Source organism: Acetobacterium sp. K1/6 (assembly GCF_034438075.1).
Taxonomy (GTDB): domain Bacteria; phylum Bacillota; class Clostridia; order Eubacteriales; family Eubacteriaceae; genus Acetobacterium; species Acetobacterium carbinolicum.
Window position 1 is genome coordinate 1 of the sequence record NZ_JAXQGA010000064.1, and the last position, 1,693, is coordinate 1,693.

Below are 1,693 nucleotides of genomic sequence, written 5' to 3' on the forward strand. Positions count from 1 at the left end.
CACTATGTGTTAAGATAGTTGTCAGGTGATTGAATTTACTATATTATAGTAAATATATAAAAGGATAGGAGTATCACATGACACAATATAGCGATGAATTCAAAGAACATATTATACAGCAGATGTTGCCGCCGATCAGCAAATCAGTTCGTCAGCTGCATAATGAAACCGGTGTTTCAGAGCAGACACTTTTCAAGTGGAAGAAGCAGGCAAAAGCGTCCGGAATGGCAGCACCATCGGGAACAGGAACTTCAGAAGACTGGTCCAGTGAGGATAAATTTCTGATCGTCCTGGAAACAGCCCGTATGAATCAGGCTGAGCTGGCTGAATATAGCCGTGAAAAAGGCCTTTATGTTGAACAAATCGAAGCCTGGCGTGATGCCTGCATCAATGCCAATGGGAGTGTTGCCAATGAATCAAAGAGACTTAAAAAAGATCTAAGCGAATCAAAAAAACAGGTGACCCAACTCAATCGCGAACTGAAGCGAAAGGAAGCAGCATTGGCTGAAACAGCAGCATTACTGGTGCTCAGAAAAAAGGCACAAGCGATCTGGGGGGAGCCCGAGGACGAATGATCCCAACCTCAGATCGCAAAATCGCTGCTGCTTTAATCGAAGAAGCCATTCAAAACGGAGCCCGCCAATTTATGGCATGCCGTGAGCTGAATATCAGCGAACGTACTTTTTCACGCTGGAAAAATCCGGCAACACCGCTGGAAGATCAGCGTCCCGTTGCGATTCGGCCAACTCCCTCCAATAAACTGACACCAGCAGAACGGAAAGAGATAATAAAAGTCGTGAATTCGAAAAAATATCAGAGTCTGCCACCCAGTCAGATTGTTCCCCGTCTGGCAGATGAGGAGGGGCGCTATATTGCATCCGAATCTTCCATATACCGTGTGATGAAAGAAGCCGGCATGAATAATCATCGGGGTCGTTCATCAAAACCTCAGAAGCGCACGATCACAAGCCACAAAGCAACAGGGCCGAATCAGGTCTGGATGTGGGATATCACGTGGCTGCCGGGTCCGGTAAAGGGTTTTCACTATTATCTTTATCTGATTCTGGATCTTTACAGTCGAAAGATCGTTGGCTGGGAAATCTGGCCGGAAGAATCCGCACAAAATGCCAGCATACTTGTTCGAAAAGCAGCGCTTTCAGAAACGATTTCAACCGCTAAACAGCCGCTGGTTCTGCATTCCGATAACGGTAGTCCGATGAAAGGAGCTTCGTTGATGGAAACCCTTCAGAAACTGGGAATTGTTTCATCCAAAAGCAGACCGAGAGTCAGTAATGACAATCCCTATGCCGAATCCATCTTCAAAACCTGCAAATATCGCCCTGATTACCCTTACAAGGGCTTTAAATCAATCCCGGAAGCAAGACAATGGGTTCTGGAATTTACGCATTACTATAATTTTGAACACTGCCACAGTGGGCTTAATTTCCTGACCCCAAATCAGCGGCATACCGGAATGGATAAAGAGATTTTTTCAAACCGCACAGCTGTTTATGAGGCCGCACGGCAGAATAATCCAAACCGCTGGACTAAAAATATTCGCAAGTGGGCTCTGGAAAACGAAGTATGGTTAAATCCTGAAAAAGATGAATCAAATGAAACAAATGAAACCAATGAAACCAATAAGTCAGTCGGTTAATTCAAGAAAAACCGCCAACTATCTTGACAACTACCG

Annotated in this window: 2 protein-coding genes; both read left to right on the forward strand. The window is 45.0% G+C overall.

Annotation, left to right across the window (positions count from 1 at the left end):
* Nucleotides 1-77 precede the first annotated feature (77 nt).
* Nucleotides 78-575 (forward strand): transposase, encoded by a 498-nt coding sequence (locus U2P91_RS17845; RefSeq protein WP_111887542.1) that lies wholly within the window; start codon nt 78-80, stop codon nt 573-575.
* Nucleotides 572-1,657 (forward strand): IS3 family transposase, encoded by a 1,086-nt coding sequence (locus tag U2P91_RS17850; RefSeq protein ID WP_111887543.1) that lies wholly within the window; start codon nt 572-574, stop codon nt 1,655-1,657. The genes U2P91_RS17845 and U2P91_RS17850 overlap by 4 nt, the downstream gene beginning before the upstream one ends.
* Nucleotides 1,658-1,693 lie beyond the last annotated feature (36 nt).